Origin of the sequence: Patiriisocius sp. (assembly GCF_051252435.1) — a bacterium.
Lineage (GTDB): Bacteria > Bacteroidota > Bacteroidia > Flavobacteriales > Flavobacteriaceae > Patiriisocius.
Window position 1 is genome coordinate 42,603 of the sequence record NZ_JBPOFW010000010.1, and the last position, 20,864, is coordinate 63,466.

17 protein-coding genes are annotated in these 20,864 nt (G+C 36.3%); 15 read left to right on the forward strand and 2 right to left on the reverse strand.

Annotated elements, in window-relative coordinates; genetic code table 11:
- Position 1: 1 nt before the first annotated feature.
- The 15 genes from ACSHW7_RS15410 to ACSHW7_RS15480 all read left to right on the forward strand — a co-directional run bounded on the left by ACSHW7_RS15410 (position 2) and on the right by ACSHW7_RS15480 (position 17,390).
- Positions 2 to 1,042, forward strand: coding sequence for a COX15/CtaA family protein (locus ACSHW7_RS15410; protein ID WP_435680261.1), 1,041 nt, complete (start codon positions 2 to 4; stop codon positions 1,040 to 1,042).
- 179 nt (positions 1,043 to 1,221) lie between these two features.
- A complete protein-coding gene (locus ACSHW7_RS15415; protein ID WP_435680278.1) occupies positions 1,222 to 1,749 on the forward strand; it encodes an IS1096 element passenger TnpR family protein in 528 nt (175 codons plus the stop codon).
- A gap of 84 nt (positions 1,750 to 1,833) precedes the next feature.
- Positions 1,834 to 2,892, forward strand: coding sequence for a nucleoid-associated protein (locus tag ACSHW7_RS15420; protein ID WP_435680262.1), 1,059 nt, complete (start codon positions 1,834 to 1,836; stop codon positions 2,890 to 2,892).
- Between the two features lie 134 nt (positions 2,893 to 3,026).
- Complete coding sequence (locus ACSHW7_RS15425) at positions 3,027 to 3,941, forward strand: ABC transporter ATP-binding protein (protein WP_435680263.1); 915 nt, start codon at positions 3,027 to 3,029, stop codon at positions 3,939 to 3,941.
- 6 nt (positions 3,942 to 3,947) lie between these two features.
- Positions 3,948 to 4,784, forward strand: a complete 837-nt coding sequence (locus tag ACSHW7_RS15430; protein ID WP_435680264.1) for an ABC transporter permease — start codon at positions 3,948 to 3,950, stop codon at positions 4,782 to 4,784.
- 116 nt (positions 4,785 to 4,900) lie between these two features.
- Positions 4,901 to 6,268, forward strand: coding sequence for a DEAD/DEAH box helicase (locus ACSHW7_RS15435; RefSeq protein WP_435680265.1), 1,368 nt, complete (start codon positions 4,901 to 4,903; stop codon positions 6,266 to 6,268).
- A gap of 236 nt (positions 6,269 to 6,504) precedes the next feature.
- Positions 6,505 to 7,164 carry an RluA family pseudouridine synthase gene (locus ACSHW7_RS15440; RefSeq protein ID WP_435680266.1) on the forward strand — a complete coding sequence of 220 codons (660 nt, stop codon included), beginning with the start codon at positions 6,505 to 6,507 and terminating at the stop codon, positions 7,162 to 7,164.
- Between the two features lie 57 nt (positions 7,165 to 7,221).
- Positions 7,222 to 7,899, forward strand: a complete 678-nt coding sequence (trmD, locus tag ACSHW7_RS15445) for a tRNA (guanosine(37)-N1)-methyltransferase TrmD (RefSeq protein ID WP_435680267.1) — start codon at positions 7,222 to 7,224, stop codon at positions 7,897 to 7,899.
- 73 nt (positions 7,900 to 7,972) lie between these two features.
- Complete coding sequence (locus tag ACSHW7_RS15450; protein ID WP_435680268.1) at positions 7,973 to 9,760, forward strand: DUF885 domain-containing protein; 1,788 nt, start codon at positions 7,973 to 7,975, stop codon at positions 9,758 to 9,760.
- Between the two features lie 114 nt (positions 9,761 to 9,874).
- Entirely contained in the window at positions 9,875 to 10,225 is a 351-nt protein-coding gene (gene rplS / locus ACSHW7_RS15455) for a 50S ribosomal protein L19 (RefSeq protein ID WP_435680269.1), read from the forward strand.
- 616 nt (positions 10,226 to 10,841) lie between these two features.
- On the forward strand, positions 10,842 to 13,070 hold the full coding sequence (locus ACSHW7_RS15460; protein ID WP_435680270.1) for an NADP-dependent isocitrate dehydrogenase: 2,229 nt from the start codon (positions 10,842 to 10,844) through the stop codon (positions 13,068 to 13,070).
- A gap of 108 nt (positions 13,071 to 13,178) precedes the next feature.
- A complete protein-coding gene (locus tag ACSHW7_RS15465) occupies positions 13,179 to 15,545 on the forward strand; it encodes a TonB-dependent receptor (protein WP_435680271.1) in 2,367 nt (788 codons plus the stop codon).
- A gap of 2 nt (positions 15,546 to 15,547) precedes the next feature.
- Positions 15,548 to 16,351, forward strand: a complete 804-nt coding sequence (locus ACSHW7_RS15470) for a DUF4249 domain-containing protein (protein ID WP_435680272.1) — start codon at positions 15,548 to 15,550, stop codon at positions 16,349 to 16,351.
- A gap of 6 nt (positions 16,352 to 16,357) precedes the next feature.
- Positions 16,358 to 17,173: an N-acetylmuramic acid 6-phosphate etherase gene (murQ, locus tag ACSHW7_RS15475; RefSeq protein WP_435680273.1), complete on the forward strand. Its 816-nt coding sequence runs from the start codon at positions 16,358 to 16,360 to the stop codon at positions 17,171 to 17,173.
- Positions 17,166 to 17,390 (forward strand): DUF6095 family protein, encoded by a 225-nt coding sequence (locus ACSHW7_RS15480; RefSeq protein WP_435680274.1) that lies wholly within the window; start codon positions 17,166 to 17,168, stop codon positions 17,388 to 17,390. Before murQ ends, ACSHW7_RS15480 begins: the two co-directional genes overlap by 8 nt.
- Here ACSHW7_RS15480 and ACSHW7_RS15485 read toward each other — a convergent pair whose 3' ends face one another.
- Both ACSHW7_RS15485 and ACSHW7_RS15490 read right to left on the reverse strand, forming a co-directional pair.
- Entirely contained in the window at positions 17,391 to 19,022 is a 1,632-nt protein-coding gene (locus ACSHW7_RS15485; RefSeq protein ID WP_435680275.1) for a hypothetical protein, read from the reverse strand. It abuts the gene before it with no gap.
- 129 nt (positions 19,023 to 19,151) lie between these two features.
- A complete protein-coding gene (locus tag ACSHW7_RS15490) occupies positions 19,152 to 20,510 on the reverse strand; it encodes a T9SS type A sorting domain-containing protein (protein ID WP_435680276.1) in 1,359 nt (452 codons plus the stop codon).
- Between the last annotated feature and the right edge of the window lie 354 nt (positions 20,511 to 20,864).

The following is a 20,864-nucleotide window of genomic DNA, read 5'->3' on the forward strand; positions in this document are numbered from 1 at the left end:
TATGTACAGAAAATCCGTCAAAACAGCATTGGTTTTAGTGTATTTGGTCATCATTGCAGGTGCAATGGTACGAATGACGGGTTCTGGAATGGGTTGCCCAGACTGGCCAAAATGTTTTGGCTACTACATTCCGCCTACCGAAGCTTCCGTTTTAGAATGGGCACCAGAACGTACGTTTAAAAAAGGACAAGTTATCATTGTTGATGAAGCACTCAAAGTAGCGACCTCTAATTTTACTACTTCTCAAAGCTATAATCCCAACAATTGGGAAGCATATACAGAACACGATTATGCAACATTTAACGTGTGGCATACGTGGATTGAATACATCAATCGTTTGCTAGGCGCGCTTTCTGGGATTGCCATTTTAGCAATGGCTGTGTTATCCATTTGGAAATGGAAACTTAAAAAACAAATTACAATCCTCTCAATAATCAGTGTCTTTCTCATTGCTTTTCAAGCTTGGTTAGGTGCAACCGTAGTATATTCAGTATTATCACCCGTAAAAATCACCATCCACATGGTCATGGCCTTAGTGATTGTCGCAGTGCTCATTTACTTGTTATATATTTCGGCAGAAAAGAGAATGCCTATTACGGTGTCCCGAAATTTTAAGGGTGTTTTACTTTTGGCGCTTATTTTAACCCTCGTACAAGTAATATTGGGAACACAAGTACGGCAGCATGTTGATGAAACCGTAGATATCGTAGGCTACGATGCCAAACAATTGTGGCTCGAAAATCCCACCTTACAATTCTATTTCCACCGTACATTTTCAATCGTAGTACTACTCTTAAATCTTTGGCTCGTTTATACCAACCGAAAATCAAAATACGGACTTCATAAAACAAATTGGATTTTAATTTTAATTGGTCTTGAAATCGTTACCGGCATGGCGATGTACTATTTAGATTTCCCACTATTGTCACAACCCGCACACCTCATCATTGCATCATTACTTTTTGGAGTACAATTTTATGTAGCCATGGAAGCAGGGAGTTTTAAAAGAAGTCGGGAGTTGGAAGTCGATAGACGGAGGTAAAAAAAAATTCAATTTACTTTCAACCACTACCTTCTACCCTTTAATTCCCTATTTACCCCACCCCACAAATTTCCGAAGTGATTGATAAATTTGTTTAAAATTAGCTTCGGAAATGTAACTGCACCGTTAGTAAAAACCCACAATAAAAAGTACCTTTGCCCTCTTAATTTTATGCAGTGATGATTTATAGATTTAGAGTTATTTTGAATAGTGACGACGAGGTATTTCGTGATATAGAAATACAGAGCAGCGCTAGTTTTGAAGATTTTAATAACGTGATTTTACAGTCTTTTGGTTTCGATGGTAGTGAGATGGCTTCGTTTTATACGAGCAACGAGCAGTGGGAACAATTGCTGGAAATTGCACAATTTGATATGGGTGAAAGTGACGAACCTGTGATTACGATGGGAGATACATATTTAGAAAACATTGTTTCAAAAGATGACCGCAACTTGGTGTATGTGTACGATTTTCTGCTTATGTGGACGTTCATTATTGAACTCGCTGATATTGCAGAGGAAGAGTCTGGAATGACGTACCCCAATGTAATGTACTCTCACGGTGAAGTTCCGTTTGAACCCAAAGAACCTGAATTTATAAGCGAAAATTTAGACGGCGACCCATTTGATGATGAGTACGACGATGATGAATTCGGGATGGACGCAGATGATTACGAATCGTTGGATTTTGATGAAAATTGGAATTAAAATAGTCGGTAGACGAAAGTTTTAATTGATTAAAATTTCCAAAGCACATAAAAACAAAGCCTTAAAAGGCACGAAAACACTTATATGATTAATTTATTTTCAACGCATATCGCTTCTTTATCAATTCACCGTGTGGGGAACAAGAGCAAGAACGAACCTATCTTATTATCTTCTGAACCTTATAAAATGGATGATGAGATCAGGCCTTTATTAAAGGAATTTTTTCTGAAACCATTTAGAGACAAAGAGGAAAACTATTTCAATTTTATGAGCGAAGTAGATTTGGATTTTCACGAAATATACAATTGTGCTGCACAAATTTTTGGCAATCCTGAGTCTATTCACGAAGAGAGCAAAAAGATTACAAAACACCTTTACGACCAATCCATCCATCCACTTATTAAAAGCGGTGAAGTCTATGTTGCATATTTAGAAAACGTGCAGTTAGATAATATAAAAATGGATGCTATAGGGATTTTTAAAAGTGAATTAAAGCAAGATTTTCTTCAATTTAAAGAGACTGACACGCAGCTTGAAGCATTATTGCAGCAAGGAGTAAACCTAAATAAGTTGGACAAGGGGTGTATTATTTTCAACACTCAAAAGGAAGAAGGTTATAAAATTTTGAGCGTTGATAGCAATAGATATGATGCAAAATATTGGTTAGAAAGTTTTCTTGGTGTAGATGCTTGCCAAGATGATAATTTTCATACAAAGAAGTATTTAAAATTCTGTCAAGACTTTGCAAAAGATGTGGTGCTTCCTGCTGAAGACAAAAAGGAAGAAGTGCTATTTATGAACAGAGCTGTAAATCATTTTGCTAAAAACGACACGTTTAACGAAAGTGCTTTTATGAGCGAAGTGATTGAAAATCCGAGTTTAATTCCTGAGTTCAATCATTACAAATCTGAACAAGCTCCCAAATACAAAATTGAAGATTTGACTACCTTTCCTATTGCCAATACAGCAGTTACGGCAGCAAGAAAGAAAATTAAAAGCGTTATCAACTTAGACACGAACATCCAAATCAAAATGGATTTTATAAATAGCGATAGCGCAGATAAATTTGTGGAAAAAGGTTGGGACGAAGAAAAGCAGATGTATTATTATTTGGTATATTTTAATAAAGAGCAGAAGTCTTAAAAAAATAAATCGTGAAATATAAATCCCAAATCTCAATTGCTTGAAGTTTGGGATTTGGTTTTTGAAACCTCTGCATAATGTAACAAAATCAACCTTCATTCGTCAAACGTATAACACCAAAAAACCGCTACCCTATGTCAACAATCCTTGAAATTAAAAATCTGACCAAAAAATTTGGGAGGCTCGTTGCTGTTAACGATTTATCATTCAGCATTGAAAAAGGAAATGTGTACGGTATATTAGGCCCCAACGGAAGTGGAAAATCAACAACACTCGGTATTGTTTTAAACGTGGTAAACAAAACCACGGGAGATTTTTCTTGGTTTGATGGAACTACCTCAACACATGACGCTCTAAAAAAAGTGGGAGCTATTATTGAAAGCCCAAACTTTTACCCATATATGACAGCGCGCCAAAACTTAGAATTGGTCTGTAAGATAAAAGGAGTGCCAAAAACCCAAGTTCAAAAAGCATTGACGACGGTTGATTTATTAGACCGTCAAAACGATAAGTTCAAAGGATTTTCTTTAGGGATGAAGCAGCGATTGGCAATCGCGTCGGCATTATTGAACGACCCAGAAATCTTGATTCTCGATGAACCCACAAACGGACTGGACCCGCAGGGAATTCACCAAATTAGAGAAATTATCAAAAAAATCGCACAACAAGGAACGACCATATTATTGGCTTCTCACCTACTCGATGAAGTTGAAAAAGTATGCAGCCACGTTGTTATCCTCAGAAAAGGAAAGAGCCTGTATGTAGGTTCTGTGGACGGAATGAATGCTAGTTTTGGCTTCGTTACAATGCAATGCGCAGATATGGAAGGCCTTCGCAAGATTCTAGAAAGTGACCCTAGCTTCGGAAATATTAAAACCGAAGACGATAAAATTGTTGCCTACCTCACTAAAGAACTTGATGCAGCTTCCCTTAACAAATTGTTATTTGAAAAAGGCATCGCGTTGTCACATTTAGTAAAACGAAAAGAAAGTCTAGAAGAGCAATTTTTAGAGCTTACAAAAAACACAAATAATCCAACGCTAAACTAGACCGCCATGCTTAGATTACTAAATATAGAACTCCAAAAAATAAAACTCAACAAGGCGGCAAAGGTAATTACCTCGGTTTACTTTTTACTCATTATTGCCATCGCATTAATCGCATCGATTGAGTTTAATTTTGCGAATGTAAATTTTCGAATTGCCGACCAAGGCTTCTTCAATTTTCCTTTTATTTGGCATTTCAACACGTATGTTGCCGGCATATTAAAATTGTTCCTCGCCATCATCATTGTGTCAATGATGTCCAACGAGTATAGTTATCGCACGCTCAAACAAAACCTTATAGACGGAATGAGTAAAAAGGAATTTATTACTTCAAAATTCCTCACGGTTTTATTATTTGCAGTGGTATCAACAATTTTTGTATTTCTGGTTTCATTAGTTCTTGGGATTTTCTTTTCAGACCACACAGAATTAGCTGTTGTCTTTAGAGACATGGAATATTTGTTTGCCTATTTCATAAAGCTGGTTGGATTTTTCTCTTTTTGTTTATTCTTAGGAATTCTTGTTAAACGCTCTGCTTTTGCGCTTGGATTTTTATTGATTTGGCAAATTATTGAATGGATAATGTATGGCGTTTTAAAATGGCAATTATTCAAAGATACCGATGTCGCGGAAACCGTTATGAGCTTTTTCCCTTTAGAGTCAATGGCAGATTTAATAGTAGAACCTGTTACGAGGCTGGGCGGAGTACAAACGTTGGCAAACCAAGTAGGCGAAGAATTGAGCAAAGATTATGCTGTACACTGGTACACCATTTTGATTGTTTTAATCTGGACCGCTATATTTATATACGGAAGCTACGCAGTCTTGAAAAAGAGAGATTTATAGTATACTCTTTTATTTCCGAAGTTAAATTTCCGAAGAAAAACAATCCTCTTAAACTATCAACAAGCAAGATAGCTACACGCTGGTTTTATTTGTAATTTTGCCGCAAAACCAATTTCATGGATTCTTTTCAGGATTTTAAGATAAATAAGCAGCTTCATTACGCCATTGACGACCTCGGATTTACGGTACCAACTCAAATTCAAAAAGAAACTTTCTCTCCCATAATGGCGGGAAAAGACGTGGTGGGAATTGCACAAACGGGAACGGGTAAAACCTTCGCGTATATGCTCCCGCTCATCAACGGACTCAAATTTTCAAAGCAAACAGACCCTCGTATTTTGGTGTTAGTGCCCACGAGAGAACTTGTAATACAAGTGGTGGACGAAATTGAAAAATTTGGGAAATACTCTTCCATTAGAGTTGTTGGGGTTTATGGTGGTGTCAATATCAATCAGCATAAAGAACTTGTGATGCAGGGTGCAGATATCGTGGTAGCGACTCCCGGGCGACTGTACGATTTAATTTTAAGTAGAGCTTTAAAACCTAAAAGCATCAACAAATTGGTGATTGACGAGGTAGATGTCATGCTTGATTTAGGTTTCCGTTTTCAACTCACAAATATTTTTGAACTCATCCCAGAACAACGCCAGAATATCATGTTTTCCGCAACGATGACAGAGGATGTTGAAATTTTCATCAATGATTTTTTTAGAAATCCAACGACCATTTCAGTAGCATTAAGTGGAACACCGCTTGACAATATCAAGCAATATCGCTACGAAGTTCCCAATTTTTACACGAAAGCCAATTTACTTTCCCTCTTATTAAAAGACAAAGAAACGTATAGAAAAACGCTGGTTTTTGTTTCCAATAAAAAGAGTGCAGATAGACTTTTTAATGAGTTGACAGAGGAGTTTGGTAGCGCTGTTGCGGTGATTCATTCAAATAAAACGCAAAATTACAGAATCCGTTCAATTGAGGATTTTGACGCAGGTACAACGCGCATTTTAGTCACGACAGATATCATGGCGCGCGGACTTGACCTTGATAATATTTCGCATGTAATCAATGTGGACACGCCACGTTTCCCCGAAAATTATATCCACCGCATAGGGCGTTCGGGACGTGCCGAGGCCGAAGGTACTTCCCTCCTTTTTTCTACGGAAACCGAACAACCTTTTAAAGACGCCATTGAAAATTTAATGGACTTAAAAATTGAGCACTTAGACCTGCCCAAAGCTTTAGAAATTTCAAAAAAACTGACTCCCGAAGAGCAACCCTATGTTGCCGAACCCGACAATCCACATAAAAGTTTTAAAGAAATAAGAGGTGAAAGTCATCACGAAAAAAGCGAAAAGAACAGCAAAACAAATCAAGGTGGTTCATACAAACGCACCATCAAACAGAAATACAAAAAAGCTAAAACAAAAGGGGATAAAACCTTTAATAAGCTGAATAAAAACAAAGGTAAAAAACCTTTTTAGCAGTTGTATTTCAGACTTCGGTTATCGAAATTATTGAAACCCATATCGCCACACCGCAGAAGCAACCTATAAGACTTCAAGAATACGGCGTTGCTATTTTTAGTTTACTTTCCACAAAATCTGCTCTAAAAAAAGCACTCAAAAAAAACCAGATTACTGTCAATGATGAACCAGCAACTTCGGCCACATTTATTTACGGTGGAGAAAAAATAGTGTTTACTTCGGAAACGAAACAAATGGAACATAAGTCTCTCGATTTAAAACTAGAAGTACTATTTGAAGACGAGTATCTTGCCATTATCAATAAACCCGCAGGAATTTTAGTGAGCGGAAATAGCTTTAAAACAATTGCAAATGCACTTGAAAACAATGTAAAGCTAAGTTCACTTAATACCGCCACAAAACCAAAACCAGCCCACCGCCTGGATTACCCAACCACGGGATGTTTATTAGTTGGAAAAACTACCGATAGCATCATTGCGCTCAACAAACTTTTTGAAGATAAAGCGATTACAAAATCTTACTTGGCAGTGACAATTGGAGTGATGCCAAAGTCTGGCACGATTGAAACTGCGATTGATGACAAAGCAGCAATTTCAAAATTTAAAATTTTGGACACGGTTGTTTCAGAACGTTTTGAGTGTTTAAATTTGGTTGAAGTATTTCCTAAAACTGGAAGAAGACATCAAATTAGAAAGCATTTTGCTTCCATCAAAAATCCAATTCTCGGCGATTTTGACTACGGAAATGAGCCAATGATTTTAAAAGGTAAGGGACTTTATTTACATGCATCGGCTTTAAAATTCCAGCACCCATTTACTGCCGAAGAAATAGAGGTTGAAATTGCGGCACCAAAAAAATTCCAGCGCATATTTCCGAAGTACTTCAAAATCTAATTGATCCCATAGTTAGCATCTTAAAAAAAGCATACTTTTGTTCAATATTTTACGACCATGCGCATTGATATTATTACCGTTTTACCTGAGTTGCTAACGAGTCCTTTTGAGGCTTCCATCCTTAAACGTGCCATTGAAAAAGGACTCGTAGAAGTCCACATGCACAACTTGCGAGACTTTGCTACCAATAGTTATAATCAGATTGATGATTATCAATTTGGCGGTGGTGCAGGGATGGTGATGATGATTGAACCTATTGACAAATGCATTAGTAAACTAAAGGCGGAGCGCGAGTATGACGAGGTAATTTATATGACGCCCGATGGCGAAACGCTCAATCAAAGTATTGCGAACCAAATTTCATTACACGAAAATATTATCATCCTTTGCGGACATTATAAAGGAGTGGATCAACGGGTGCGCGACCAATTTATTACGAGAGAGATTTCGGTGGGAGATTTTGTGTTGAGCGGTGGTGAATTGGCAGCAGCTATTGTTTGTGACGCAGTTATTCGCTTATTACCGGGTGTACTCGGAAATGAAACCAGCGCATTGACAGATAGTTTTCAAGACGATATGCTCGCGCCTCCCATTTACACGAGACCTGCAGAATATAAAGGCTGGAAAGTGCCCGACATTTTATTGAGCGGTCACAACGAAAAAATTGAGCAATGGCGCGAAGACAAAGCACTGGAAAGAACTGAAAAATTGCGACCAGATTTGCTGGAGGACTAAATATACACTTCCAAACCATCTCCAAAACATAAATGAGCTTGCTCAACGTATAACAACAGACCAATTTAAAACTATGAAAAAACTACTTACCCTTGCATCGCTGTGTCTTTTGATGATTATTTCTTGTAAAGAGAAAACAGAAACACCATCAACTGCAGAGAACTCAAATGAAAACTTTGAAACCATGTTAAAAGATTATTACGAAGATGGACTCAAATTGAATCCTGTAAGCGCTACAATGTCTGGAGATAATAGATATAATGACCAGTATTCAAATCCTTTATCGCAAGAACATATTGCTGCCATGAAGAATTACTACACTTCTTATAAAGATAAAATTGCAACATACGATCGCAGCGATTTAACTGACAGCCAAAAAATGAGCCTCGACATTCTCAAATGGGAATGCGATATTAATCTGGAACACTTGTCTTTTAAAAACCATGAGTACTTCCCTATTGACCAAATGTGGACGGCAAACTTATCCTTTGGGCAGTTAGCAAGTGGCGCAGGAGCACAACCTTTTAAGACCGTTGAAGATTATAAAAATTGGCAAAAACGTGTTGATGGATATCTAGAGTGGCTTGCTTCCGCAGAAAAAAATATGCGCCAAGGTATGCAAGAAGGCTATGTACTTCCAGCATCTTTGATTAAAAAAATAATTCCGCAATTGGGCGAAATGACTGAGCCAGTGCTTGAAAAGCACTTATTTTATAGCCCTATTTTGAACATGCCCAATACATTTTCTTCGGAAGAAAAAGAGACACTCACCACAGCTTACAGTACTATGATTACTGAAAAAGTAATCCCAACATATCAGAGCATCCATGATTTTATGGCGAATGAATATGCAAAAGCCGGTCGTGAAACTTCAGGAATTGATGCCATCCCCAATGGTGAAGATTATTACAATCACCAAATAAAATTGTACACAACTACCGATATGACGGCAGATGAGATTCATAACTTAGGTTTAAAAGAAGTGGCTCGTATCCTATCGGAAATGGAACAAGTCAAAAACCAAATAGGGTTTGAAGGAGATATCAAAGCATTTTTTAATGACGTGCGCAGCAACCCAAAGTTAATGCCTTATAAAACTCCCGAAGAAGTGATTGCTCATTTCAATGCCATCCACGAAACGATGAAACCACAATTGGAAGTTCTATTTGACGTAAAACCAAAAACTCCGTTTGAAGTTCGCCGTACGGAAGCCTTTAGAGAGAATTCTGGAAGTGCCGAATACAATCCGGGTTCATTGGATGGGACACGTCCGGGTATTTTTTATACTCCAATTCCTGATGCTACACAGTATAATGTGTATAGTGACGAATCCTTATTTTTGCACGAAGCAATCCCTGGTCATCACTATCAAATTTCATTAACACAAGAAAGTGAAACGTTGTCAGATTTCAGAAAAACACTTTGGTATAGTGGCTACGGCGAAGGATGGGCATTGTATAGCGAGTCGCTTGGAAAAGAGCTTGGGTTATATACAGACCCTTATCAATATTTTGGAATGCTAGGGGCCGAAATGCACCGCGCCGTAAGACTTGTCGTTGATACCGGAATCCACGCCAAAGGATGGAGCCGCGAAAAAGCAATACAATATTCGTTGGAAAATGAAGCAGAATCTGAGGCTCGAATCATTAGTGAAATTGAGCGATACATGGCAAATCCAGGACAAGCGTTGTCTTATAAAATAGGCCAATTAAAAATTCAAGACCTAAGAGCAAAGGCGAAAGCTGAGTTGGGAGACAAATTTGATATCAGACAATTTCATAACCAAGTATTAGAGACAGGCTGTGTTCCTTTGGCGCTGTTAGAGAATAAAATCAACGATTGGATAAAAGCCACAAAATAATTTTAAAGAAAGATTGCCAAAATATATAAAATGCTTATTTTTGCACTCGTTTTAACTCAACCTCTGGCGAAAATCGCGAATGTTGCTTTAGACTAACTACATTAACTTATAACTATGGAATCGTTAATTAAATTTGTTCAAGACGAATTTGTAACAAAAAAAGACTTCCCAACATTCGGGGCTGGTGATACAATTACTGTGTACTACGAAATTCGTGAAGGGGAAAAAACTAGAACTCAGTTTTTTAGAGGTGTTGTAATCCAAGTAAAAGGTACTGGAATTACCAAGACATTTACAATTAGAAAAATGAGTGGTACTGTAGGTGTTGAGCGTATCTTCCCTATTAATATGCCAGCATTACAAAAAATTGAAGTGAACAAAAAAGGAGCAGTACGTAGAAAACGTATTTACTACTTTAGAGGACTTACTGGTAAAAAAGCTCGTATTAAAGAGAAAAGATACTAGTCTAGTACTTACATAAATAAAAAAGCATCGTGTTTTACACGGTGCTTTTTTTATGAACAATTGTTAAAAAAGCATGTTCATAACATGTTCATTATTAATTGGTTGAAAAATTTTGTCAAATCGATTTCTCTTTTTATATTTATCTAACTAAATAAATGGAAACATTAAAATTTAGTATTTAAAGAAACGTTCTTTATTATAACTTTTTTAAAGATGACGAGGACCTTATTCAAAAATAAGTAGTCAGTACTTAAAAAAGTGGGAGTATTTAGTTTTTAGAGCATAGAATAACGCGAGTTATTGTTCAGCAATAAAACATAAAACTTCTTTTCTTGAAATAGAATACGAGTGGAGCCTTATATTATTTGACTACTTAAGATTATTTATTAATCATCGTTCAAAATCTATTTCATAAAAAAGCCATAACAATGTATTATTACAGTGTTATGGCTTTTATTTTTTGTATATCATATATTTTTTAATCTTATAAAACGAATATGAAAATTTAAATGGGTTAAATTTCCGAAGTACCTAAATTTGAAATTTGTGAAATCTCTAACGCACAAAAACCTACCTAAATCCTTATATTTGCAGAAATTCAAAACACTTTCTAACAATGGCAAAAACAGCTAAAATCATATACACAAAAACAGATGAAGCTCCCTATTTAGCGACGCATTCATTTCTTCCAATTGTTGAGGCATTTACAGCGCCTTCAAATATTGATATCGAAACGAGAGACATTTCGCTAGCAGCGAGAATACTTGCTAACTTTCCGAAGTATTTAAAAGAAGACCAACGTGTAAATGATGCTTTAGCTGAGCTAGGAGAATTAGCAAAAACTCCAGAGGCAAATATTATAAAGCTACCAAACATTAGTGCTTCTGTCCCACAACTAAATGCGGCAATTAAAGAACTTCAAGCAAAAGGATTTGCTGTGCCCGACTTTCCAGAAGAACCTTCAAATGAAGAAGAAAAACAAATACAAGCAACCTATAATAAAGTTAAAGGTAGTGCGGTAAACCCGGTTTTAAGAGAGGGAAACAGTGATAGACGTGCTCCAAAAGCAGTGAAAAATTATGCCAAAAAAAACCCGCATAGAATGGGTGCTTGGTCTTCCGACTCAAAAACCCATGTTTCAACAATGACTTCGGGCGACTTTATGCATAATGAAAAATCGGTTACGATTGCTGAAAAAGGTAGCGTGAAAATCGAATTGACAACTACCGCTGGAAATAAAATAACGCTTAAAGAAAGTGTGCCAGTACTTGCTGGGGAAATCATCGATGCAACTGTAATGAGCAAAAAAGCACTGATGTCATTTTTACAAGAACAGATTAAAGACGCTGGTGACAAAGGATTGTTATTTTCATTACATATGAAAGCAACAATGATGAAAGTGAGCGACCCTATTATTTTTGGACATGCTGTAGAAACTTATTTTGCAGATTTGTTTAAAAAATATGCATCAGATTTTGATAAATTAGGTGTTGATGTCCGTAACGGTTTTGGTGATTTAGAAGGCAAGTTGAATGAACTTCCTGCTGAAAAAGCTGCTGCAATTAGAGCTGATATTAAAAAGATAATGACCGAGCAAGCTGACATTGCGATGGTTAACAGTGATAAAGGAATTACAAATCTACACGTACCAAGCGATGTAATTATTGATGCATCCATGCCAGCAATGATTAGAACTTCTGGGCAAATGTGGAATGCCGAAGGAAAACAACAAGATACGAAAGCAGTAATTCCAGATAGTAGTTACGCCGCTGTGTACCAAGCTACGATTGACTTCTGTAAAAAGAATGGTGCCTTTGACCCTACAACCATGGGAACTGTTCCCAATGTAGGATTGATGGCTCAAAAAGCCGAAGAATATGGTTCGCATGATAAAACATTTGAAATTGCTGAAGGTGGTACCGTAAATGTAATCGACACAAACGGCACCACTTTAATATCTCACAACGTAGAACAAGGTGATATTTGGAGAATGTGCCAAGTAAAAGACTTGCCTATTCAGGATTGGGTAAAATTAGCTGTAAGTAGAGGTCGCGCTACAGGCTGGCCAGTTATTTTTTGGCTTGACGAAGACAGAGCGCACGACGCACAAATTATCAAAAAAATTAAAAAATATTTACCCAACCACGACACAAGTGGTTTAGAAATAAAGATTCTTTCTCCAGAAAAAGCAACGCAATATACGTTGGAACGTGTAAAGAAAGGAGAAGATACAATTTCGGTAACTGGAAATGTATTACGTGATTACTTGACAGATTTATTCCCAATTCTTGAAGTGGGAACAAGTGCAAAAATGTTATCAATAGTTCCACTAATGAATGGTGGAGGATTATTTGAAACAGGTGCGGGAGGTTCAGCGCCAAAACACGTTCAGCAATTTGTTGAAGAAGGTCACTTGCGTTGGGATTCTTTAGGAGAATTTTTAGCCCTTGCGGTTTCTTTAGAACATTTAGGAAACACATACAAAAATGACAAAGCGCTAATCCTTTCAGAAACACTTGATGATGCTACTGAAAAGTTACTAGAAAACAACCAAGGTCCTTCGAGAAAAGTCAATGAATTGGACAACCGTGGTAGTCATTTCTACCTAGCTTTATATTGGGCTCAAGCATTAGCTGCTCAAGATAAAGATGAAACTCTCAAAAATAGATTTTCAGAAGTTTCAGCCAAACTTGAAAAAAACAAAGAGGTCATCTTAAAAGAATTGATTGACGCACAAGGAAAACCCGTGGATATTGGCGGATACTATGAGCCAACCGAAGCGTTGGTAAGCGAACAAATGAGACCGAGCAAGACTTTCAATAAAATTCTTGCTGAAACAAAGTAATAGTTCAAGCGTTAGTAAAGGGTGTTAAAAAGATGAGCCAAAGTCTAAATGACCATAAGAGTTTTTATCTTTTTAACACCCTTTTTATTTTAATGTAACAATCAAGATTTGAAAAAACAGCTATCCTTTATCCTATTGTTGCTAAGCTTAGTTGCAACGGCTCAAGAAAAATTCACATTAAGCGGAACTGTCTCTGAAGCAGCATCCGGCGAAACAATGATAGGTGTGAATGTCATCATCCCTGCATTGCAAACGGGTGTTATCACCAATGAATACGGTTTTTATTCCATCACTTTACCCGAGGGAACGCACCAAGTTATTTTTAATAGTTTGGGTTTTGCAGATTACGTAGAGACAATTACTTTAACTGGACCGATGACAAAAAATGTAAAATTGGAAGAGGCGACAGAATCGTTGGACGAAGTAATTCTGGAAACCGATGTCGAAAAAATGAGCCTCAAAACACCGCAAATGAGTGTCAACACACTTAAAGCGAGTACCATAAAAAGTATTCCTGCGGTACTCGGTGAGGCAGATGTTATAAAAGCAATAACTTTGCTACCAGGTGTTACTAATGCGGGGGAAGGTGCCAGCGGATTCAATGTGCGCGGAGGAGCTGCTGATCAAAACCTTGTTTTATTGGACGAAGCAACATTATACAATTCGTCACATTTGTTTGGTTTCTTTTCTGTTTTTAATCCAGACGCCATTAAAGATGTAACCCTGTATAAAGGTGGAATTCCTGCGCGCTATGGTGGGCGAATTGCATCAGTTTTAGATATTTATCAAAAAGATGGTAATAAAAGAGAATATCACGCAACCGGTGGCATTGGATTATTGGCCAGTAGATTATTGCTAGAAGGCCCCATTGTAAAAGATAAGGCTTCTTTTTTAGTGGGTGGACGTAGCACGTATGCGCACTTGTTTTTACCAATTGTAGATCCGGGAAATGACAATTCCGCTTACTTTTATGACTTGAATACAAAATTGAGCTATGATCTCGATGATAACAATAAGTTGTTTCTATCGGGATATTTTGGGCGTGATGTATTTGAAATAAGTGATTTATTTGCCAATAGCTTCGGAAATACGACCGTAAATTTAAGATGGAACCATTTGTTCAATGATAAACTATTCAGCAATCTTTCTTTGATTTATTCAGATTACTATTATGGTTTAGAGTTGAAATTTGCTGATTTCCAATTTGATAGTGGAATCCGAAATTTCAATTTAAAGTATGATTTAACGAGTTATATTTCAGATAAACTAAAACTGAAATATGGCTTAAACAGCATTTATTATAAATTTAATCCAGGTGAGCTTAGCGCCACAAGCGAAGACAGCGGAATCAATCCTAAAAAATTAGCTGATAAATATGCTTTTGAAAATGCAATCTATCTTGAAGGCGAATTAGAATTTTCTCCAAAAATCAATATTCAAGCAGGATTACGACTATCAACATTTCAGCGTTTAGGCCAAGAATCAATTTTTGTTTACGAAGATGATAATCCCATTCTTTATAATGAAGCGATAGATATCTATCAAAAAGCAACACCCATTGATACTATTTCAAAATCGCGTGGTTCATCCATAAAATCATTTTTAAACTTTGAGCCACGTTTTGCAATATCCTATCAACTAAATGAAAAATCATCCATTAAAGCTAGTTACAACAGGACTTCACAATACATACACTTAATCAGTAACACTACTTCCCCTACTCCATTTGATATTTATGCACCAAGCGGGCAATTTATTGACCCACAAATTGGAGACCAAGTTGCGGCGGGATATTTTAGGGATTTTGAGAATTTTTCGTTTGAAGTGGAAGCTTATTATAAAGAAGTACAAAACCGTATTGACTATGTTGACGACGCAGATTTAATCGCTAATGATGCCATTGAAAGAATTATTTTAAATGGCGAAGCAAGGGCTTACGGTCTTGAATTTTTATTGAGAAAAACAGTGGGTAAATTTCAAGGTTGGATTTCTTACACATTGTCAAAAAGCGAACAGAGAACTCCCGGAAGAACACCCGAAGAAACTGGTATCAACAATGGCGAGTGGTACAATGCGGCTTGGGACAGAGTACATGATTTTTCTATAACTGGACAATATGAGTTGTCCCCCAAGTGGTCTTTTAGTGCTAATTTTATATATCAAACTGGTCAGCCCACCACGTTTCCAACGGGTCAATATATCTACAATGATATAGTTGTTCCCGTGTATGAATCTAGAAATGCAAGCAGATTACCAGACTTTCATAGGATGGATATTTCCGCCACTTGGAAACCTAAAGCAAAAGTAAAAAGGCGCTTTAAAGGCGAATGGGTATTTAGCGTTTATAATATTTATGACCGCGCAAACGCATCATCCATCTCGTTTAGAGAAAACACAGATACTGGTCAAAACGAAGCTACAAAATTGTCCATCTTCGGAATAATTCCTGCGGTTACTTATAATTTCAAATTTTAATCATGAAAAATATATTTATTCTTTTTCTTATCGCTACGGTGTTTTGGAGCTGTGAAGAAGTCATCGATGTTGAATTAGACACCAGCTCACCCAGGCTTGTCGTTGATGCTAGTATCAATGTATTGCTTGACGACGGGAGTGTTTCCAGCACTTTTATACTTTCAGAAACGGCTCCTTTCTTCGGAAATGAGGTGCCACCAGTTACCGATGCCATTGTAACACTTACCAGTGAAAATGGAGAAGTTTTCAGTTTTGAACATCAACAAAATGGAAAATACACAGCTACAGTAATACCTGAAGCCAATTTAGATTATTCCCTAGAAATTATCTATAATAATGAAACCTATACTGCGACAACATCATTACAAAAAGTGGTACCGCTAGAAGAAGTGAGACAAAATAACGAAGGCGGTTTTACAGGAGATATGATTGAGTTAGAAATAGATTTTACAGACCCTGCCAACGTAAATAATTTTTATTTTTTCGAAGGACTTTCTTCGAGAGGAGATTTGAGGGATTCATTTTCAGATGAGTTTTTTGATGGGAATACCGTTCAGGCATTTTATTTTGCTGAAGATATTGAGGCAGGTGATGTGATTTCTTTTAATCTTTATGGCGTTGACGAACAATTTTATAACTTTATGTTCGCTTTGTTACAACAAGGTTCAGACGAAGGAGGAGGCCCATTTGAAACACAGCCTGCTACCATTCGCGGAAATATAATAAATGAAACCAATCCAGATAATTATCCATTGGGTTATTTTAGAATTTCAGAATTATCAAGAACAGTTTATACCGTAGAATAGCAAAGAATGAACTTCATTAAAACAACCGAAGCAACTTCAAACCACGACCATTTAGATAAAATGAGTATCGAGGAATTGTTGGTAAACATGAATAATGAAGATAAAACGGTACCAAATGCGGTTGAAAAAGCTTTGCCGCAAATAACAGCATTGACAACAGTAGTTTCTGAAAAAATAAATGCTGGTGGACGTCTTTTTTATATGGGGGCTGGTACTAGTGGAAGACTAGGAATCGTTGACGCAAGTGAGTGTCCGCCTACTTTTGGCGTATCTCACGACCTCGTTGTGGGTATTATCGCTGGAGGTGACAAAGCAATCAGAAAAGCAGTAGAATTTGCCGAAGATTCGGAAAATCAAGGGTGGCAGGATTTACAAGAGCATAACATTTCTGAAGCCGATATTGTTATTGGTATTGCAGCTTCGGGGACGACGCCCTATGTTATTGAGGCGTTGAAAGAATGCAATAAAAATAATATTGCAACGGGCTGTATCACTTGTAATGCGAGAAGTCCGTTGGCATTAACTGCGGCATTCCCCGTGGAAGTTGTCGTGGGACCAGAATTTGTAACCGGCAGTTCGCGGATGAAGGCTGGAACGGCGCAAAAGTTAGTTTTAAATATGATTTCAACAGCGGCAATGATTAAATTGGGGCGCGTCGTTGGCAACAAAATGGTGGATATGCAATTGAGCAACAACAAATTGGTTGCGCGTGGTGAAAAAATGATTATGGACGTGCTTGATATTTCCGAAGAAAAAGCTAGCAAATTATTATCAAAACACAAGAGTGTGAGGCTTGCAATTAAAGCATATAAAAATGGGTAGAGAACATACGGACGTAAAATTGTTAGTAAAAGGGGTAAAATTTATGGCATTCGCATTGCCGTTGCTATTCCTGTCACCGTATTTAATAACGCTCTCTGGTTTGAACAAAGAAAACTGGACATTCTATCTCTTTTTAATATTAGGTCTGCTAGTAGGAGCTGGTGCAATCCTTTTGTGCTTCAAAGGAATTAATACAATAATGAAATCGATTTTCTGACTAATCTACTTCAATACTTACTAATGTTCTTTTTTTGTTTGGAATCATCGTTTCAACATGCAGATTGTTATCGTTTATAAAAAAGGTACCTGTTTCAAAATCTATAAATTCTCTATACGCTTTGGTTTTTCTAACATCTAAAACTTTTGATGTTGATTTATTTCCAGTTGCATCATCAATTGTGGTTACAAATAAAAATCCTCCATGGCCAATTAAATGTGTGTCTGGAGCTTTATCCTCAGGCAAATTCAAATTTCTGAAATTGTCTAAATAAGCAATAATGTGTTTATCATTCTTAAAGAAATATTGAAAGCCAATCGCATATTTTGGAGAACCTCCCTTTTGCTTTTTACCTATTTTCTCCATCCAAGCGATATTACCATCTGGATTTAATTTGATTATATAAGTATCCAAATACCAGTGATAATAGTATTTATTCGTTGCCTTTTCAACTGAGCCTTCTCCTATAATAGTAACGCTGCCATCATCGCTAAAATGAACATTTCGTAATTCTAACAATGTTAGATCTGTGTTCTTATCCTTTTCTGCTTTACGCTCATTCTTGTGACTGTCACCATTAGTTGAATATTTATTTATCAATGAAACAGGAATTTCATTCACAGACCCTAGTATAAGTTCTCCATTTGGATTTATTTTAAACAAAAACACTCCATTAGTTTGCGCTTTTCTTCCTCCAAAAGAATAATAACCAACACAACTAATAGTGCCGTTATTCTCCTCATTCATTTTTAAATCTGTAACATAAAAATTAGGGATATCTATACTCCTAAATTTAATATTACCATCAGGAAGCAATTCTAAAACTTCTAAATCATAATTAATTTGGTCCTTTTTATTCTCATCTCCACTTCTATCAAAATATTTTTTTATCAAGAGTTTAATACTATTATCATTACCCAGGATATAATCTAAAACTTCCATTTCTGTCTCAGTATAGGGCATCTCGTATTCTGCAGTAAAAACATCCTTAAAGTCTGAATCGACAACCTTTATTCCATAGACATCAAAGTTTTTTTTATCACTTTTTAATTTTGGTTTTCTAGTATAACGAATAGAGAGGTTTCCAGTTTTCTCATTTTTCTTAAATCTAAATTTATCTGCTCCATTCCAACTTCCGTAACTAACGTCCAATAAACCATCACCCCATATTTGGCTCATTCTTATTTTACCGTCAACAGTAATAAATTCCTCTGCATCCTCGTCAAAAAAAGCACCGGTTTTCAAATCTATATACTTAGTAAAAAGGCGTTCATGTTTAACATCACCACCGTCCCACGAAGAATAAAAAAAATAGCCTATGTCGCCAGAAAATGAAACTCCCTCAAACAACCAGTTTTCAGGAAACATTTCGGCAGCAATATATGAGTTTAGAGAAATTTGCTTTTTGCTTTTCCCATCAAAGGTTTGTATGATAACTTCATCACTTGTCCTACGAACAGCGACAATAGTATTATTATATGAATGAAAGACATTTACCTTACTCTCAACATTTTTATAAGGAATCCCTATTTCATATTTGTGACCTATTTTTTTTCTCTTTGTAGTTTTTTCTTGGGAATAGCATATTGATATAAGGAACAAAGCTGAAATAAGTAGAATAAAATTCTTCATATATTATCTTAAATGGGGTTAAAAAATAAGAGCGTAAAATAAAGAACTAAAACTGAATTTTGATAAAAAAACAGTTTTAGTTCTTTTGAAATTTTCAAGATGAAAATGTTATAGAATAATTATCGCTACCTATTGAGCGATTAAAAATTTACGTTGACTTCGTTTACCTTCGGAAATGACTGTTAAAATGTACATTCCGTTTGTTAATGAAGAAACCTCAATTGTGGTGTTGTTAGATTTCGGCTTTGCCTCAAATACCTTTTTTCCGGTAATTGAATATATTTCAATCTCTTCAATTTGTGAACTGTTTTGAACGAACAAAGTGTTTTTTGCAGGATTTGGATAAACAATTAATTGGTTATTTTCTAAATTATCCAGTCCTAAACTAATATTCACAGTAACTTCAAAAGGAGCACTCAAGCAACTATCTACAATATTAACAGCATAATAAGTAGTTTGATCTACTAAAATTGTTGATAATGGCAAAGAATTAGTGCCAGCCAAAGCATCTGCCTCAGTTGGGAACCAAGTAACATTTGAAGGAGTTACAATAATATCTGCTAAAGTTGCTCCATCATTAAAGGTTTGTACAGCATCCCCTGATGGTGTTGCTGGAGGTACACAAGGAGTTAAATTTAACCTACCAAAATAATCACTACCTGTATTATTGACCACAGTACTGGTTCCTGTTCCAGGGTTCAAAATCCTAACACCCGCAGCGCTAGAAACTAAAACATTACCATCTGATAAGGTAGCAACCCCTCGCAAAGAGCCCTCGTCATAATAATTTAAAATAGCACCCGTTGCGATATCAAATTCATAAAGCCCTTCTTGGTTCGTTGCTGTTCCAATAAACTCCGCTGCATAAATTGAATTACTTGTTGGGTTTAATTCTAATTGCTGAATAAAGGACAAAACACCCTCTTCTACAATATTACCCAAAACATTACCCGCATAATCTCTTCTTTCTATTTTTGCTCCGCCAGTTATGTATGATAAATAAACTTCATTGTTACCAACATTTAGTATATCAAAAACCGCAGCAGTGCCAGAGGTTAGAAAAAAACCAAGATTTGTACCTCCCGTACTAAATCGTACAATAGAATTTCCCGGAGCACCATTGTTTGTTCCTGCATTAGCGACCCATACTTCGCCGTTTACATTTTCAAGACCTTTTATATTATCTAATCCTGTGTCAATTGTGCTTTGGTACGTCCCTGTAAGATCAAAACGATCAATTCTATCATTTGATTGATCAGTTATCCAAATTTCATCTCCTACTTGAAGAATATCCTTAGGCCTGCCTGGGTTGAGGCTTGTAAGATCTATAAAACTTGGATCAACAATACTTCCATTTGTTGCATCCAGCAGTACAACCAAAGGGTCTTGTAAAACTGCAATCCTTTCTTGACCTGAAAGCGAATTTATGGTCAATAAAAAGAGTAAAAAGATAAATAAATTATTAAATAGTGTAGATGCTTTTTTCATAATAATAAGTTTAAACAGTTACAATATAGTTAATTAAATAATTAAAATGAAAATTAATATATTAAAGGCTATATATATATAGTGTTCAATACTTATTTAAGTAGTCATATTTGATTTATAAAACTATTGCTAACCACTATTTTTTTTTAAAAGAGTAAGAATTTTACAAATAGACAAAAAAAGAGACTGTTCTTGCGAACAGTCCCATCAGCTATAAACTCCCCAGTTTATATAGCATTAATTAATATGATGTAAAGATGGAACAGTATGGTCTGTTCTACAAGAGGATTTTTCCCCTTTTTCAGGGGTGTTTTTCCCCTTTTTTGTATTCTGATAATGGATATCCCCAAACCC

What these genes read in the sequence shown, in the direction of transcription:
- ACSHW7_RS15410 (WP_435680261.1), top strand. Translation starts at nt 2, where the DNA reads ATGTACAGAAAATCCGTCAAAACAGCATTGGTTTTAGTGTATTTGGTC.
- ACSHW7_RS15415 (WP_435680278.1), top strand. Translation starts at nt 1,222, where the DNA reads ATGATTTATAGATTTAGAGTTATTTTGAATAGTGACGACGAGGTATTT.
- ACSHW7_RS15420 (WP_435680262.1), top strand. Translation starts at nt 1,834, where the DNA reads ATGATTAATTTATTTTCAACGCATATCGCTTCTTTATCAATTCACCGT.
- ACSHW7_RS15425 (WP_435680263.1), top strand. Translation starts at nt 3,027, where the DNA reads ATGTCAACAATCCTTGAAATTAAAAATCTGACCAAAAAATTTGGGAGG.
- ACSHW7_RS15430 (WP_435680264.1), top strand. Translation starts at nt 3,948, where the DNA reads ATGCTTAGATTACTAAATATAGAACTCCAAAAAATAAAACTCAACAAG.
- ACSHW7_RS15435 (WP_435680265.1), top strand. Translation starts at nt 4,901, where the DNA reads ATGGATTCTTTTCAGGATTTTAAGATAAATAAGCAGCTTCATTACGCC.
- ACSHW7_RS15440 (WP_435680266.1), top strand. Translation starts at nt 6,505, where the DNA reads ATGGAACATAAGTCTCTCGATTTAAAACTAGAAGTACTATTTGAAGAC.
- trmD (WP_435680267.1), top strand. Translation starts at nt 7,222, where the DNA reads ATGCGCATTGATATTATTACCGTTTTACCTGAGTTGCTAACGAGTCCT.
- ACSHW7_RS15450 (WP_435680268.1), top strand. Translation starts at nt 7,973, where the DNA reads ATGAAAAAACTACTTACCCTTGCATCGCTGTGTCTTTTGATGATTATT.
- rplS (WP_435680269.1), top strand. Translation starts at nt 9,875, where the DNA reads ATGGAATCGTTAATTAAATTTGTTCAAGACGAATTTGTAACAAAAAAA.
- ACSHW7_RS15460 (WP_435680270.1), top strand. Translation starts at nt 10,842, where the DNA reads ATGGCAAAAACAGCTAAAATCATATACACAAAAACAGATGAAGCTCCC.
- ACSHW7_RS15470 (WP_435680272.1), top strand. Translation starts at nt 15,548, where the DNA reads ATGAAAAATATATTTATTCTTTTTCTTATCGCTACGGTGTTTTGGAGC.
- murQ (WP_435680273.1), top strand. Translation starts at nt 16,358, where the DNA reads ATGAACTTCATTAAAACAACCGAAGCAACTTCAAACCACGACCATTTA.
- ACSHW7_RS15480 (WP_435680274.1), top strand. Translation starts at nt 17,166, where the DNA reads ATGGGTAGAGAACATACGGACGTAAAATTGTTAGTAAAAGGGGTAAAA.
- ACSHW7_RS15485 (WP_435680275.1), bottom strand. Translation starts at nt 19,022, where the DNA reads ATGAAGAATTTTATTCTACTTATTTCAGCTTTGTTCCTTATATCAATA.
- ACSHW7_RS15490 (WP_435680276.1), bottom strand. Translation starts at nt 20,510, where the DNA reads ATGAAAAAAGCATCTACACTATTTAATAATTTATTTATCTTTTTACTC.